Annotated in this window: 14 protein-coding genes; 11 read left to right on the top strand and 3 right to left on the bottom strand. The window is 43.9% G+C overall.

What is annotated here, in order from left to right; all coding sequences use genetic code 11:
- The first annotated feature begins 22 nt into the window (after window positions 1-22).
- The 11 genes from DLE54_RS03155 (at window position 23) to DLE54_RS03205 (ending at window position 11,643) form a co-directional block, all read left to right on the top strand.
- Window positions 23-988, top strand: coding sequence for an ABC transporter ATP-binding protein (locus tag DLE54_RS03155; protein WP_011959887.1), 966 nt, complete (start codon window positions 23-25; stop codon window positions 986-988).
- A complete protein-coding gene (locus DLE54_RS03160; protein WP_011959888.1) occupies window positions 985-1,800 on the top strand; it encodes an ABC transporter permease in 816 nt (271 codons plus the stop codon). Before DLE54_RS03155 ends, DLE54_RS03160 begins: the two co-directional genes overlap by 4 nt.
- A 142-nt stretch (window positions 1,801-1,942) precedes the next feature.
- Window positions 1,943-2,845 carry an NADPH-dependent 7-cyano-7-deazaguanine reductase QueF gene (gene queF / locus DLE54_RS03165; protein WP_110816214.1) on the top strand — a complete coding sequence of 301 codons (903 nt, stop codon included), beginning with the start codon at window positions 1,943-1,945 and terminating at the stop codon, window positions 2,843-2,845.
- A gap of 1,080 nt (window positions 2,846-3,925) precedes the next feature.
- The gene (locus DLE54_RS03170; protein WP_197708924.1) at window positions 3,926-5,641 is read left to right on the top strand and encodes an acetolactate synthase 3 large subunit; all 1,716 of its coding nucleotides are present in this window, start codon (window positions 3,926-3,928) and stop codon (window positions 5,639-5,641) included.
- The gene (gene ilvN, locus DLE54_RS03175; protein WP_011959891.1) at window positions 5,641-6,135 is read left to right on the top strand and encodes an acetolactate synthase small subunit; all 495 of its coding nucleotides are present in this window, start codon (window positions 5,641-5,643) and stop codon (window positions 6,133-6,135) included. Before DLE54_RS03170 ends, ilvN begins: the two co-directional genes overlap by 1 nt.
- Before the next feature lie 109 nt (window positions 6,136-6,244).
- Complete coding sequence (gene ilvC / locus DLE54_RS03180; protein WP_011959892.1) at window positions 6,245-7,261, top strand: ketol-acid reductoisomerase; 1,017 nt, start codon at window positions 6,245-6,247, stop codon at window positions 7,259-7,261.
- A gap of 190 nt (window positions 7,262-7,451) precedes the next feature.
- A complete protein-coding gene (locus tag DLE54_RS03185; protein WP_110816216.1) occupies window positions 7,452-7,865 on the top strand; it encodes a hypothetical protein in 414 nt (137 codons plus the stop codon).
- Window positions 7,866-8,277: 412 nt separating this feature from the next.
- Window positions 8,278-8,493 (top strand): cold-shock protein, encoded by a 216-nt coding sequence (locus DLE54_RS03190; RefSeq protein WP_007394029.1) that lies wholly within the window; start codon window positions 8,278-8,280, stop codon window positions 8,491-8,493.
- 508 nt (window positions 8,494-9,001) lie between these two features.
- Window positions 9,002-9,751 carry an electron transfer flavoprotein subunit beta/FixA family protein gene (locus tag DLE54_RS03195; protein ID WP_011959894.1) on the top strand — a complete coding sequence of 250 codons (750 nt, stop codon included), beginning with the start codon at window positions 9,002-9,004 and terminating at the stop codon, window positions 9,749-9,751.
- A gap of 182 nt (window positions 9,752-9,933) precedes the next feature.
- Window positions 9,934-10,866 (top strand): electron transfer flavoprotein subunit alpha/FixB family protein, encoded by a 933-nt coding sequence (locus tag DLE54_RS03200; protein WP_011959895.1) that lies wholly within the window; start codon window positions 9,934-9,936, stop codon window positions 10,864-10,866.
- Window positions 10,867-11,091: 225 nt separating this feature from the next.
- Window positions 11,092-11,643 (top strand): GNAT family N-acetyltransferase, encoded by a 552-nt coding sequence (locus DLE54_RS03205; RefSeq protein ID WP_110816217.1) that lies wholly within the window; start codon window positions 11,092-11,094, stop codon window positions 11,641-11,643.
- A gap of 88 nt (window positions 11,644-11,731) precedes the next feature.
- On the opposite strand, the gene DLE54_RS03210 is transcribed toward DLE54_RS03205, so the two are convergent.
- The 3 genes from DLE54_RS03210 to trxB all read right to left on the bottom strand — a co-directional run bounded on the left by DLE54_RS03210 (window position 11,732) and on the right by trxB (window position 14,737).
- Complete coding sequence (locus tag DLE54_RS03210) at window positions 11,732-12,568, bottom strand: arginyltransferase (protein ID WP_110816219.1); 837 nt, start codon at window positions 12,566-12,568, stop codon at window positions 11,732-11,734.
- An 18-nt stretch (window positions 12,569-12,586) separates the two neighbouring features.
- On the bottom strand, window positions 12,587-13,294 hold the full coding sequence (gene aat / locus DLE54_RS03215; protein ID WP_413775369.1) for a leucyl/phenylalanyl-tRNA--protein transferase: 708 nt from the start codon (window positions 13,292-13,294) through the stop codon (window positions 12,587-12,589).
- Between the two features lie 414 nt (window positions 13,295-13,708).
- A complete protein-coding gene (gene trxB / locus DLE54_RS03220; protein WP_110816222.1) occupies window positions 13,709-14,737 on the bottom strand; it encodes a thioredoxin-disulfide reductase in 1,029 nt (342 codons plus the stop codon).
- Window positions 14,738-14,849 lie beyond the last annotated feature (112 nt).

Raw genomic sequence — 14,849 nt, forward strand, 5'->3', positions numbered from 1 at the left:
AAGTTAGCAAAAATGTGATTTTATGACTACAACAACTCCAGCATTACAAATTGAGAATCTCTCAAAAATCTATGGCAATGGCTTTACTGCGCTAAAAGATGTGAATCTGACGGTGCCTCAAGGCGGATTTTTTGCGCTGCTTGGACCGAATGGGGCAGGAAAATCGACCATGATTGGCATTATTAGCTCACTGTTTAAGCCCACTGAAGGTAAGGTAAAAATCTTCGGTACGGATCTGTTGGCCAACCCCTCTATTGCCAAGCAGTATTTAGGTATCGTGCCGCAAGAGTTTAACTTCAACCAGTTTGAGAAGGTGGAAGACATCTTAATTACTCAAGCTGGATATTTTGGTATTGCTGCTAAGGATGCCAAGCCACGAGCCAAAAAGCTTCTGACTGCACTGGGTCTTTGGGACAAGCGTGATAATAAATCCCGTGAGCTCTCTGGTGGTATGAAACGTCGACTGATGATTGCCCGAGCTTTGATACACAAGCCTAAGTTGCTTATCTTGGATGAGCCGACTGCTGGGGTAGATATTGAACTGCGCCGCTCGATGTGGGAGTTTATGCAGCAGATTAATGAGGAAGAAAATACCACCATTATCTTGACCACTCATTACCTAGAAGAAGCTGAGCAGTTGTGCCGCTATATAGCCATTTTGGATCATGGTGAAATCCGTATTAATACCGAGATGAAAAACCTATTGGCACAGTTGTCGGTCGAAACTTTCGTATTTGATTTAGAAAAGCCGCTGCAAGGTACCGTTAAGCTTACTGGCGTGACGGCGATTAAACAGCCTGATGATCAAACCTTAGAGGTGACTTTAACAGAGGGGGAGTCGTTGAACAGTGTCTTTGTTCAGCTAAGCGAGCAGGGTATTGAAGTGTCGAGTATGCGTAATAAAGCCAACCGCTTAGAGGAATTATTTATGCGCTTAGTAGAGCAGGGTGTGGCGGGCAAAGACAGCATGAAGGAGGTGGGATTATGAGTCACAACACCAACACAGCAACTCGCCCACAGGATGGGTTAACAGTTGCTCAAAAGTGGATTGCTTTTCGCACTATTTTGGTAAAAGAAGTACGCCGTATTTTACGTATTTGGCCCCAAACGCTGCTGCCTCCGGTGATTACCATGAGCTTGTATTTTGTCATCTTCGGTAAGATGATAGGCTCCCGCGTTGGCGAGATGGGCGGGGTGCCTTATATGCAGTTTATTGTGCCAGGCCTGATTATGATGTCGGTCATTACCAACAGCTACTCAAACGTGGTCTCAAGCTTTTTTAGCGCCAAATTTACGTCAAGTATTGAAGAGCTTTTGGTATCTCCGGTATCTAAGCATTCCATATTATTAGGCTATGTTGGTGGCGGTGTTTTCCGTGGTTTAATGATTGCCATTATTGTGTCTATTGTGGCGCAATTTTTTACCAACTTAGGCATTGAGCACTGGTTTGTGATGATATTTACGGTGCTTGGTACCTCGGTGCTATTTTCATTGGGTGGTTTTATTAACGCAGTCTTTGCCCGCTCTTTTGATGACATCTCAATTATTCCAAGCTTTGTGCTCACCCCATTAACTTATTTGGGCGGTGTGTTTTATTCACTGGAGAATTTGTCACCTTTTTGGCAAAACGTTTCGCTACTCAACCCTATTGTGTATATGGTGAACTCGTTTCGATATGGCATCTTAGGGTATTCAGATGTGAATGTGTGGGCATCCATGGCGGCCATATTCGTCTTTTGTTTGATTTTTTATGTCATCGCTTATCGTTTATTAGATAACGGCTCACGCTTAAGACTGTAAGCCTAAGACAGCTTGTCAATTATCAGGCAGATTTTGAATCAAATGCCGTATTTGCTTTGGCGTAACCTGTATTAACCCAAGCTTAAACCGCTCAAACCTCTTAAGATCTTGAGCAAACACATCAATTAGTAAGGATAAGATTATGAGCATTCATGGCGTCTTAGGCGAAACCACCAGCTATCCAAAAACCTATCAGCCCGATACCCTTTATGCCATTGCACGCTCTTTAGGCCGTGATGCCATTGGTTGGGATGATGATAAATTGGCGGTGGGTGTAGATTGGTGGCATGCTTTTGAAATTTCATGGCTAAATCCTCAAGGCATCTCGCAGATGGCGGTAGCGCGCTTTTCTGTCCCCGCTCATTCGCCAAACATTGTTGAATCCAAGTCTTTAAAGCTGTATTTAAACAGCTTAAACTTCACCGAGTTTGACAGTAAGGCTGCGGTCGAGCAAACCATTGCTAAAGATTTATCAGCCTGTGTGGGTGCTGATGTGGGCGTTGAGCTGTTTGATTTAGATGCCATTAGTGCTGGCGATACACACCATTCAGGATTTTTGATTGCGCATCCGCAAGGCAAATGCATCGATAACGCATTGCAAGGCGCTGCTGTAAAAATTGAGCCGGTTGAGCACCCTGATGCCCGCTTATTGTCCACACATGACACGCCAGTCAATAACAACTTAGCCGGCGCTGAGCCAGTATCAAGCTCGACGGCACAAGACTATCAGCTGTACTCAAATCTGCTGCGTAGTAATTGCCCGGTGACCAATCAGCCAGACTGGGGCACGTTATCAATTGAAATGACCACTGATGTGGCTGTCGATGAAGCCAGCTTATTGACCTATATTTTAAGCTTCCGTCAGCATAATGGCTTTCATGAGCAGTGTGTCGAGCAGATTTTTAGCGATGTGAGCCGCTACTTTAAGCCCTCAAAACTTATGGTACGGGCTTGGTATACTCGTCGCGGCGGTATTGATATTAATCCTTGCCGAGTTAGTGACCCAAGCTTATTACCAGCGCCTAGCCGTTTGGTACGTCAGTAATTAGCGTCTCTTTTGAGGATAAAAATAGCGCTATATTAAAAAAATATTAAGCCAAAATTAAGGGGGAGTAGTGGGGTAATATAACCAATACTTTCCCTTATTTTTTTACTGATTAAAATTAGTAGGGTTTATTATTAAATTTATTTAGTTGACATCCCCTGCAAAACATCCGATTATAGGATTTTGATTAGTCAGTTAGCCTTCTCTATCGAGTTAGGTAACTTTAACGTAGCAACTATTGTTGGATTACCGTCCGCTATAGGGTGGCTACTTTAAATGTGATGAATTAAGCCGTTTTTTTTTGTGTTGTCATTGGTTTGACAACGGCTATTTATAGCAAGCTGCGGCCTCTGTTTCAGGGACTTATCGGTCTACAGTGACTAAGTAATCAATCTGAATTTGGCATGTCTTGTTGGGAACGCGCCACTTTTAATTTAGATTGATGGCTATTAGATAATCTTTAACCCGATTTGTGGGTGTGATAAAGAGCCATATGCAGGCCCATCTCGCCAAATCACCAATCTTGTTAAACGACCACCTTAAGTCTTACTGCTCTGGTAAGACACTGCTGTAACCAGCAAAATTAGGTTCACTGTATCTTTAAGCGCTCATATCACATGGCTAATGCCTGATGGTATTTTTTGTCATGTCTATAGGGTTATTAAATTGTATGGATATGACTTATAAAATGTGCTTAAAATAATAATTTGAGTAAGGTTTAAATAATTTTTAAACCGCCATTCAAAGTATGAGGTGTATACACTTGGTATGCTTTGCTGACCGGCAACTTTTATAGCGTGTGATTAAACGGTTACCCAGTTTTGGTGTTAGACAAAAATGCGAATAACCGGTTTAGTTATCACACCACTTTTATCATAAGCTTTTTAACAGGGCGCTGTTAATAATAAAGATTGATGATAAGGGTGATAAAAGCCTTAATAACATCCCGCAATAACAAAGGTGATGACAGTGACCCAAACAACCCAAAGCCCTAACATGACAGGGCACACTCAGACAGCGCACGCGGCCATTAATTTTGGCAAAAAGCGTGAACTTTTAGAAAATGGCGATGGGCCAATCATGCTCTCTGGTGGCGAAATGCTGGTCCAGGCCTTAATTGATCAGGGCGTTGAGTATATTTTTGGTTATCCAGGTGGTGCGGTATTGCACATTTATGATGCCATATTTAAGCAAGATGCCATTGAGCATTTACTGGTGCGTCATGAGCAAGCCGCTGGTCACATGGCGGATGCTTATTCTCGCAGAACGGGCAAAACAGGTGTGGTATTGGCCACATCAGGCCCTGGCGCTACCAACACCGTCACTGCTATTGCCACCGCGTTTATGGATTCTATCCCTATGGTGGTCATCTCCGGTCAGGTGCCTAAGTACTTAATCGGTGATGATGCTTTCCAAGAAACAGACATGGTGGGCGTGTCTCGTCCGATCGTAAAGCATAGTTTCCAAGTGCGTCATGCCAGCGAAATACCCGGTATTATCAAAAAAGCATTTTATATTGCAGAGTCCGGCCGTCCAGGTCCTGTGGTCATCGATATTCCCAAAGACACCACTGCGCCGCATGAAAAATATGAATACAACTATCCTGATTCAGTCAGCATGCGCTCCTATCAGCCTTCAGTAAAAGGCCACAGTGGTCAGATTAAAAAAGCCATTGAGACTTTATTAGGCGCCAAACGCCCCATCTTATATTCAGGCGGCGGTGTGATTATTGGTAATGCTCACAAAGAGCTGACCGAGCTTGCTCATAAGCTCAACTTACCCGTCACCAATACTTTAATGGGTTTGGGCGGCTTTCCAGGCTCAGACCGTCAGTTCCTAGGTATGCTAGGTATGCACGGCACTTATGAAGCCAACATGACCATGCACCATGCCGATGTTATCTTGGCGGTGGGAGCGCGCTTTGATGACCGCGTGACCAATAATGTGCAGAAATTCTGTCCAAACGCCACCATCATTCATATCGATATTGATCCGGCCTCTATTTCTAAGACCATCATGGCCGATATTCCTATCGTTGGTGATGTAAAGTCGGTATTGAGCGACATACTTGAGCAGCTAAAAGGCGATGACAAACAGCTAGATCAGCCCGCCTTACTTGACTGGTGGTCGCAGATTAATGAATGGCGTAAGCGTCATGGACTACGTTATGACACCAATACAGATGAAGGCATGAAGCCGCAAGCTGTGGTTGAAAAATTGTATGAGCTGACTGAGGGTAAAGCGATTATTACCAGTGATGTGGGTCAGCATCAGATGTTCGCTGCCTTATATTATAAGTATGATGAGCCGCGCCAGTGGTTAAACTCAGGTGGCCTTGGCACCATGGGTGTGGGCCTGCCTTATGCTATGGCAGCCAAATTGGTTGAACCTGAGCGTGATGTGGTGTGTATCACCGGTGAAGGCTCTATTCAGATGAATATCCAAGAGCTGTCTACTTGCTTCCAGTATGGTTTGCCGGTGAAGATTTTATGCTTAAATAACGCTCAGCTGGGCATGGTAAAGCAGTGGCAGGATATGCTCTATGAAGGCCGCCATGCTTCATCTTACATGGAGTCACTACCTGACTTTGTGAAACTGGCTGAAAGCTATGGTCACGTTGGTATCAAAATTACCGACCCAGAAAAGCTTGATGAGCAATTGGCTCAAGCCCTTGCCATGAAAGATAAATTGGTATTTATTGACGTGTATGTGAACCGTCATGAGCACGTTTATCCAATGCAGGTTGCGGGTCAGTCGATGCGCGATATGTGGTTATCTAAGGGGGAGCGTACCTAATGCAACAACATCTAATCTCTGTACTAATGGAAAACGAAGCTGGGTCGCTTTCACGCCTTGTTGGATTGTTTTCGCAGCGTGGCTATAACATCGAGACACTAAACGTAGCCCCAACAGAAGACGAAACCATCTCACGCTTGACGTTGACCACCAATGCCAGTGCCGAAAAAATCGAACAAATTACCAAGCACTTGCACAAGCTGATTGAAGTGATTAAGGTCATTAACCTAAGCGGAAATGATCATGTTGAGCGTGAGCTTATGCTGATAAAAGTACGCGCCACTGGCAGTGCCCGAGCTGAGGTTAAACGTAGTGCTGATATCTTCCGTGCTCAAATTGTGGATGTCACCTCAAACATGTATACCATCCAGATTGTCGGTGATGAAGCTAAGCTTGATGGATTTATTGAAGTAATTGGCCATGAGCGTATTTTAGAAGTGGTTCGCTCAGGGGTTATCGGTATTTTACGTGGGGAGCGCACCCTTAGCGTTTAGTTAGGGAAATTTTAAGCTAAGCCAAAAAAAGGTGTTATATTTAAAGGTTGAATTTCAACATAATCAATTATTTTCAAGGTGATTGAAAGTATTTAAAAAGGACTAAATTATGAACGTTTATTACGATAAAGATTGTGACTTATCTATCATCCAAGCCAAAAAAGTAGCCATTATCGGTTATGGTTCACAAGGCCATGCGCACGCGCTTAACCTTCAAGACTCAGGCGTTGATGTGACTGTGGGCTTGCGTAAAGATTCAGGCTCTTGGAAAAAAGCGGAAAACGCAGGTCTAAAAGTTGCTGAAGTAGCACAAGCGGTACAAGCAGCTGACGTGGTTATGATTTTGACCCCAGATGAGTTCCAAAAATCTTTATACGAAGACGTTATTGAGCCAAACATCAAAGAAGGCGCAACCCTAGCTTTCGCTCATGGCTTCGCTATCCACTACAATCAAGTGGTACCTCGTAAAGATCTAGATGTGATTATGGTGGCACCAAAAGCACCGGGTCACACGGTACGCTCTGAGTTTGTTAAAGGCGGCGGTATCCCCGATCTAATCGCTATTTACCAAGATGCTTCAGGTCAAGCCAAGCAAGTGGCACTATCTTATGCCTCTGGTGTGGGCGGTGGTCGCTCTGGTATTATCGAAACCACCTTCAAAGACGAAACTGAAACTGACCTTTTTGGTGAGCAAGCAGTGCTTTGTGGCGGTGCTGTAGAGCTTGTAAAAATGGGCTTTGAAACCCTAACAGAAGCCGGCTACGCTCCAGAAATGGCTTATTTTGAGTGTCTGCATGAGCTTAAGCTTATCGTAGACTTAATGTATGAAGGCGGTATCGCTGACATGAACTACTCAATCAGTAACAACGCTGAATACGGTGAGTACGTAACCGGTCCAGAAGTTATTAACGAGCAGTCTCGTGAAGCTATGCGCAATGCGCTAAAACGCATTCAATCTGGTGAATATGCTAAGATGTTTATCACTGAGGGTGCGACCAACTATCCTTCAATGACTGCCCGTCGTCGTAATAATGCGGATCATGAAATTGAAAAAACAGGTGCTAAGCTTCGCTCTATGATGCCTTGGATTGGTGGTAACAAAATCATCGATAAAGAAAAAAACTAAGTCGCTTAGTTTAAGGTAGCACAATAGACTGGCTACGATGAGCCGTCGGCCCACATGTTATTAAGCATGTGGGCTTTTTGGTTTTCAGTGCGCTTGTCAGTGTGCTTGAATGACAAGAACAATAGCTCAATATACGCCCAATGTGGCGTGTAAAATACGGCAATTTTAATAATAAAAAAGAGATGGTGTTATGAATACGGCGTGGTTATCACAGATAAACCCTCAAATTATTTACATGATACTAAGTGCGGTCGTGGCTTTGCTTATTTGGATAGAGGGGGAGATGGTCAAAGCAACACTAGGTAAGCTGCCAAAATCTAGATTTTTTCATCTTATCTCAGTGATTGATACGCTGTGGTTTTTTGTCTCTATTTCGGTGCTTTACTGGATCGATTTAAATCCCTTAGCGATGACAGTGCCTCTGGCCTATGCCATTTATACCACTGGTGGCTGGATATATGGCACGGTACTGCTCAGACGCTCAGGTGGTATGCCTGACACGCCAGAGGATCTGGTTATTCCAAAGCCATTGGTTAGTTTTGGTCAGGCTTTTTCAGTGACCTTTTTTGCGCTTTGTATTTTTGTGCTGACTAAGACGTACTAGATCTGTATTCCTAGTACTGTATTCCTAGCATTGTATTATGGAAGCGGTCTTGGGTTGACACTGTGTTATGTATGGACTGAGAAAACTTATCAAAATTAGTTAGTCCGCTTTTACATTATTTACAGGAAACTAACTAAAAGCACAGATAATATTAGGACAAGTTGTTTAAAGCTGTTATACTAACACCCAGTAAGTAAGTTACTTTTTGAATGAATAGCACAGCTAGTGATTCAAACATGACTGCGTTTAATCGTAGCAATGTAATAGAAGTGGTTATTTATTAGAGTGAAGATTAGTCAACATTCTAATCGATACTGCTCGATTTACGTTTTCTACCGGTGTAATCCATTGAGGTTTGCCCAGTTAAAAGCATCATGACTATAGTTAAATCAATTTTATATTAGGAAAAGTTATGTCAGAACGTGTACAAGGTACTGTTAAGTGGTTCAACGAAGCTAAAGGTTTTGGTTTCATCGCACAAGACGATGGCGGCCAAGACGTATTTGCTCATTACAGTGCTATTCAAGGCAGCGGTTTCAAAACCCTAGCCGAAGGTCAAAAAGTTACTTTCGTATTAGGCCAAGGCCAAAAAGGTCCACAAGCTGAACAAATCGAATCAGCTGAATAATTTCTTGTAGGCTTAGACCTACAAATGAGTATTAATCATCTCAATAGATGATGGTACTTGAAAGAGACAACCCATAGGGTTGTCTCTTTTTTTTGTTTGAGGTTTAATAACGCTTGAGGTTTAATAACAGGGTTTGGATTAATTTAGCTCAGTTGGGTGTCAAGAACAGCTCACCCATAAATTTATGACCCTTTATTCACGCCAATGGCTTGACCTTATTGGGCTGCTCACGCAATATAATGATGTTTGATAATAAATCTTTATTTATATTGCCTTGACTACAAAAAAATGGTTGGCATAAAGGTTTAACAGTTGTGTACACTAAGGGCAGCTTTAATTAATGGGGCGAAATTTCTGTTAATTAAATCCTACAAATTGTTATATATATTAGACCCTATATTGGCTAAGATATATAAGAATAATTTACAAAGTACCAGGTAGGCCTTTAAACTTGGTGCGTATAACTGGTTAATTTTAATAACTCATAACATTAATAAACGAGGAACGTATGAAAGCATTAGTCGCTGTTAAGCGTGTGATTGACTATAACGTAAAAGTTCGCGTTAAAGCTGACAATTCTGGCGTAGATCTTAGCAACACTAAGATGTCAATCAACCCATTTTGTGAAATTGCTGTTGAAGAAGCAGTACGTTTAAAAGAAGCGGGCATAGTTGACGAGGTTATCGTTGCCTCTATCGGTCCAAAAGAAGCACAGGAACAAATCCGTGCAGCTTTAGCACTAGGTGCTGACCGTGGTATCTTGGTTCAAACTGATGAAAAACCATATCCTCTGCAAGTTGCAAAAATCCTAAAAGGTATCGCAGAGCAAGAAGCGACTGACATCATCTTATTAGGTAAACAAGCGATTGATGACGACAATAACCAAACCGGTCAGATGCTTGCCGCATTGATGGGTATCGGCCAAGGTACATTTGCCTCAGAAGTTAAAGTTGAAGGCGACAAAGTAAACGTTACTCGTGAAATCGACGGTGGTCTACAGACAGTTGCTCTATCATTACCTGCTGTGATTACAACTGACCTGCGCTTGAATGAGCCACGTTACGCAAAACTTCCAAACATCATGAAAGCCAAGAAAAAGCCTCTTGATGAAAAAACACCAGCGGATTTTGGTGTAGAGATGGCCTCTAAGCAAGAGATTATTAAAGTAACGCCACCACCTGAGCGTTCTGCAGGCGTTAAAGTGGGTTCGGTGGACGAGCTAATCGACAAACTAAGAAATGAAGCAAAAGTTATCTAATTTTTGAAACTAACTTCACATAAATTTGATTAGTGGTGTCAGTTGATTGTCGGCGTTTAGCATTATAAATACTCATAAACATGCAGTTTATGCCTATTAAATTAAATAAGACTAAGCCTTGGCAGCAACCAACAGTTACCCAATCACACTCTCATCTCATTATTTGAAAGGATAATATTCACATGGCAATTTTAGTATATGCAGAACATGATAATGCCGAGCTAAAAAAGGCAACGTTAAGCACAGTGACCGCAGCTTCACAGATCGGTGGTGACATCCACGTATTGGTTGCAGGTTCTGGCTGCAAACCTGTCGCAGAACAAGCGGCTAAAGTCGCTGGTGTTAGCAAAGTAATTTGTGTAGACAGTCCAGCTTATGAATATCAATTGGCCGAAAACGTGGCTTTATTGGTTAAAGATTTAGCGGGCGACTACAGCCACATCGTTGTACCAGCGACCACTAATGGTAAAAACTTCTTACCACGCGTAGCGGCTTTATTAGATGTCAGCATGCTGTCTGATGTGATGCAAGTTATTGATGCCAATACTTTTGAGCGTCCTATCTATGCTGGTAACGCATTGGCCACGGTTAAAACCTCAGAAGACAAGGTTCTTCTAACTGTACGTACCACAGCTTTTGATGCTGCGGCTGCTGAAGGTGGCTCTGCAACTATCGAAGAGCGTAATGACACTCAAGATGCAGGCAAATCAAGCTTCGTAAGCGAAGAGCTTGCGAAATCAGATCGTCCAGAGCTAACTTCTGCTGAAATCGTAGTGTCTGGTGGCCGTGCCCTAGCCAATGGTGAAAACTTCACCAAATACATCGAGCCACTAGCAGATAAGCTAGGTGCTGCTATCGGTGCCTCACGTGCCGCAGTTGATGCAGGTTATGTTCCTAACGATATGCAAGTGGGTCAAACGGGTAAAATCGTGGCACCAAGCCTATATATCGCAGCCGGTATCTCTGGTGCCATCCAGCATTTAGCAGGTATGAAAGACTCTAAAGTTATCGTTGCTATTAACAACGATCCAGAAGCACCGATTGCAAGTGTTGCTGATTACTTCTTAGAAGGTGACTTATTCACAGTACTTCCTGAGTTGACCAGCAAGCTGTAATGTTAGCCAAAACTGAGTACCAAGCTGTCTAAGACAATGCACTTTGTAGTGCTGCCTTAGTCTGGTTTGTTGCTTAATTTGGTGAATGGCCCTCAATCGAAAGATTGGGGGCTTTTACATTGACAGCTTTTACAGCCAAGCCAATTCATTTTATGCGCATTTACCATTTTAGTGGGCTTATCTTTGCTCATAAACTACCAAATCTACTAATAAGAGCCAATGCCAATGCCAACGAATCGACCTGTATCTATAGTACCCGTAAAAAACACAGCGCAGGCGGCTGACTGGGTCAACCAAATTGCCGAAATAGAGCGTTTGGTGCAGCCACAGGATGCGTGGGATGAGCAGTCAGTGACCAAGCTTTTGCACCAAGACATTAATCATGGCTGGGTGGTGATAACTGAGGCAAAGCTAGAGGATAACGGCTCCTCAAAGCAAACATCGCCGCAAGCCATCCCGCAGACAGTTACTGTGGCTTACTGCCTAGTTAGCACCGTGTTTGAAACCGCAGAAATCTTAAGAATAGGCACTCATCCTGACTTTCAGCGCCGTGGTTATGCCCAATCCTTAATTGAGCAACTGATTGCGCAAATGCCAGATAAAGGACTTGATAGCATACTGCTGGAAGTCCGAGCCGATAATGAGGGGGCCATTAGGCTATATCAAAAGATGGGGTTTGAGGTGATTCATACTCGAAAAGGTTATTACACCTCGTCAAAGCCCTCAGGTGAAACTGAGCGCTGTGATGCACTCATTATGCAATACACACGGGCGTAACAGATACACGGGCGTAAAAGGCCAAGCTTAATCACTCCTGCTTACGAAGCAGCTACTAATCAATACAGCTATTAATGATTAAAGGTGACTAGTTATTAAAGGTAAGCGGCTGAGTAGCCAGTAGCTCAAGGACTTGCTCTGGGGTAGGGGCGCTCTCAAAATACTGCCAATGCCCGTGTATCAAAAGCTCAATGGGGGCGTAGTTGGTTTTATAGCGCATCTTTTGGACGGTGGGAATCCAAAATCCTAAGTAAGCATACGCTAGCCCTAAGCGCTGGGTCATCTTAATCTGTTGTAAGATGCAGTAGACGCCTAGGCTACGCGAGTTATAACTGGGGTCTGGGTCAAAAAAAGTATAGATGGCAGATAACCCATCACTTAAGCGGTCAGTTACGGCCACAGCAATCAGCTTATTATTGGGCTCACGAAACTCTAGAAATAAAGTGTCGGCCGGACTGGCTACCAAGAACTGCTCAAAGGTATGTAGACTGGGAGGGTACATATCGCCATCAGCATGACGGGCGGAGATGTATTTTTGATATAACGCATAATGCTCGTGGGTGGCGCTGGCAGCCGGCCTTAGCTGTAGGCTAACCTGAGCATTTCTATTGAGTATCTTACGATAGCGTCTTGACGGCTCAAACTCATTAACCACCACACGGCTTGAGATACATTGCTGGCAATGGGGACAGTTGGGCCGATAAAAGGCTTGACCGCTGCGGCGAAAGCCTTGTTGACACAGCTCGGTATAGCGCTCAGGGTCTATAATCTCGCCTGATTCTAATAAAATAAAGTGCAGCTGAGAGGCACGGTCAGGCAAGTAACTACATAGACTTGGCGGTGATAAATTAACCACAAGATGCGCCTGTGAGGCAGCATTACTGGTGGGAGTATCATGGGTTACGTCATCAGCGTAAGGATGCATCTAAGGTGACCTTGTGGCTTATTGTGGCTGAGGTTGAAAGCGTTGCAAGAGGGCGTTTACCGCATAACGGGTAAGCGAGAAGTCATGCCAATTAACACCAGCCTTGTGCGTGAGCTCAGATAACACGGTTAAAAAATCTTCACGTGGCATAATGACTGCCCCCAAGCTTTGTAGATGGGGATTGGGTAGTTGACAATCTATCAGCTGAACCTGAGTGTACTGGCAAAACTGAGTCAATGCCCAAAAAGCAACTTTTGAGGCATTACTTTTATGATGGAACATCGATTCGCCAAAATAAATTTGCCCAATTTTTAGTCCATACAACCCGCCTATAAGCTGCTTGTCCTCCCAGACCTCAATACTGTGTGCGTAGCCTAACTGATGCAGCTGACAGTAAGCCTCAATCATTTCATCGTGAATCCAAGTGTCTTTAGCATAGCTACGTGGCAGGCTGCAGGCGTGTATCACAGACTCAAAGTCGCTATTAACTGACCACTGCCACTGGCTATTTTTGGCCAAGCGCTGTAGGGATTTGCTAGGCACAAAGCTGTCAGGTGCTAAAACGCAGCGCGGCTCAGGGCACCACCACGCAATGGGCTCATCTTCATTAAACCAAGGAAAAAGCCCTTGAGCGTAGGCGGATAATAAGGTCTGAGGGGCAAGATCGCCGCCCATGCCCACCAGCCCCAGACCCTCTGGGTCTACCTCACTGGGATTTGGAAACAGATAGGGGCTATCAAATAGGGGCGCCTGCGCTACGTTATCAGTCGCAGTATGGCCCGGTGCTTGGGTATAATTTGGATCATCTGTGGTCACAAAGGCATCTATTAATAGCTCATTTTTTAACAGGTCAAAGAGTAAATAACGATTAAGATCAACATCAGAATAAAAACTTGATATGTCTCAAGATATTTGATGCAGATGAGATGTTTTATGCTGATATAGTAACAAGCTTAATGCGGCAAGTATATCCATTAACTTGGGCGACTGATTGAGACCTATCGTGTAAATTGCTAAAAAAAGGGCGCAACCCTAAGTGAGTTGGCCCTTTTATGTGTGTCTGTCGCGCCCTAAAATAAGCGTATACCTGATAAGCTAGGTCTTAGCGCTTGGCATTTGGCACTTGACACTATGAGACAGCTACAGATTGGCGTTGGCATCTGCGCTTAAGGTTGAATCATAGGTGTGTTCTGTGGCAGTGGCCACACCGATTGAATCTAAGTATTTTTCAGCATCTAAAGCTGCCATACAGCCTGTACCGGCAGAAGTAATGGCTTGACGATAGACATTATCTGCCACGTCACCTGCCGCAAAAACCCCTTCGACACTGGTCTGAGTGGCATTGCCTTTGGTCCCGCTGTTGACCGTAATGTAGCCATCTTTCATCTCTAGCTGACCGACGAACATATCGGTATTGGGCTTATGGCCGATGGCAACGAACATACCCATAACGTCCAGCTGCTTAGTACTGCCATCTTTAGTGGATTCAATGATGATACCGTTTACGCCCATGTCATCACCGACCACCTCTTTGACTTGGTGGTTCCATTCGATGCTGACGTTGCCGTTTTTGGCTTTTTCGAACAATTTGTCTTGTAAGATTTTCTCAGAGCGCAGGCTGTCACGGCGGTGAACTAAGACCACCTCTTTGGCAATGTTGGATAAATAAAGGGCTTCTTCTACCGCAGTATTACCGCCACCAATCACCGCAACCTTTTGGTTTTTATAAAAAAATCCATCACAGGTGGCACAAGCGGATACCCCCAAGCCTTTAAACTTAGTCTCAGATTCTAATTGCAAATACTGAGCCGACGCACCAGTAGCGATAATGAGCGCATCACAGGTGTAGGTACCTGAGTTGCCCTGAAGTGTGAATGGTCGCTCAGTTAGGGTGACCGAATTGATATGGTCATTGACAATCTCAGTACCAAAGCGCTCAGCGTGTGCTTTCATACGTACCATTAAGTCAGGGCCGGTGAGACCTTCGGCATCGCCTGGCCAGTTGTCTACCTCAGTGGTGGTGGTTAACTGACCGCCCATCTGCATGCCTGAAATGATGACAGGCTTTAAGTTAGCGCGCGCCGCATAAACAGCAGCTGAATAGCCGGCAGGGCCTGAGCCTAAGATAATGAGTTTTTCGTGACGAGGTGAGGTGTTCTCTTGTGTCATGAAGGTTCCTTAATGGTTATAAATAAGTAATTAATAAATGCTAAGTACAACAATTTAAACGCTCAAAATAGCAATAAAAACAGCAAATAGGCCGAATTTAAAGCCGCTTGAG

It is taken from the genome of Psychrobacter sp. YP14, from assembly GCF_003209315.1.
GTDB classification, from domain to species: Bacteria; Pseudomonadota; Gammaproteobacteria; order Pseudomonadales; family Moraxellaceae; genus Psychrobacter; species Psychrobacter raelei.

Coding starts and splice junctions, on each gene's coding strand:
- ilvC (WP_011959892.1), top strand. CDS start 6,245: ATGAACGTTTATTACGATAAAGATTGTGACTTATCTATCATCCAAGCC.
- DLE54_RS03155 (WP_011959887.1), top strand. CDS start 23: ATGACTACAACAACTCCAGCATTACAAATTGAGAATCTCTCAAAAATC.
- DLE54_RS03185 (WP_110816216.1), top strand. CDS start 7,452: ATGAATACGGCGTGGTTATCACAGATAAACCCTCAAATTATTTACATG.
- DLE54_RS03170 (WP_197708924.1), top strand. CDS start 3,926: ATGCTCTCTGGTGGCGAAATGCTGGTCCAGGCCTTAATTGATCAGGGC.
- ilvN (WP_011959891.1), top strand. CDS start 5,641: ATGCAACAACATCTAATCTCTGTACTAATGGAAAACGAAGCTGGGTCG.
- DLE54_RS03205 (WP_110816217.1), top strand. CDS start 11,092: ATGCCAACGAATCGACCTGTATCTATAGTACCCGTAAAAAACACAGCG.
- DLE54_RS03195 (WP_011959894.1), top strand. CDS start 9,002: ATGAAAGCATTAGTCGCTGTTAAGCGTGTGATTGACTATAACGTAAAA.
- DLE54_RS03210 (WP_110816219.1), bottom strand. CDS start 12,568: ATGCATCCTTACGCTGATGACGTAACCCATGATACTCCCACCAGTAAT.
- queF (WP_110816214.1), top strand. CDS start 1,943: ATGAGCATTCATGGCGTCTTAGGCGAAACCACCAGCTATCCAAAAACC.
- DLE54_RS03200 (WP_011959895.1), top strand. CDS start 9,934: ATGGCAATTTTAGTATATGCAGAACATGATAATGCCGAGCTAAAAAAG.
- DLE54_RS03190 (WP_007394029.1), top strand. CDS start 8,278: ATGTCAGAACGTGTACAAGGTACTGTTAAGTGGTTCAACGAAGCTAAA.
- trxB (WP_110816222.1), bottom strand. CDS start 14,737: ATGACACAAGAGAACACCTCACCTCGTCACGAAAAACTCATTATCTTA.
- DLE54_RS03160 (WP_011959888.1), top strand. CDS start 985: ATGAGTCACAACACCAACACAGCAACTCGCCCACAGGATGGGTTAACA.